General features: G+C 45.2%; 1 pseudogene. It reads right to left on the reverse strand.

What is annotated here, in order from left to right:
* Window positions 1-283, reverse strand: a pseudogene (locus AAEY83_RS14160) (tyrosine--tRNA ligase); the annotation flags it as partial.

Here is a 283-nt window from a genome sequence, read left to right on the forward strand (position 1 = left end):
GTTTTACCATGTCTTTAGCTGCTGAGTTGTTTTTAGCGAGCTTAGCTTGGTTCAATATCTGGGTGATAAACAAGGCATCTTGCCCCTCTAGATCTAACATAATTTCTGGTAAATCCACAGGCAACTCGCCATCGGCCAATACGTTACCAGCCGATTTATGAGCATTAGCAGCGGCATCGGCATCATGGAAGCGCTCGATTAACTCTTCGGCAAGGATACGTTTGATTTCTTGCGGATTACGGCCATCTTCCATTTCGCGCATCAATCTTTCAACCTCTTCCAT

Origin of the sequence: Psychrobacter sp. TB20-MNA-CIBAN-0197 (assembly GCF_040309765.1) — a bacterium.
Taxonomy (GTDB): Bacteria; Pseudomonadota; Gammaproteobacteria; order Pseudomonadales; family Moraxellaceae; genus Psychrobacter; species Psychrobacter submarinus.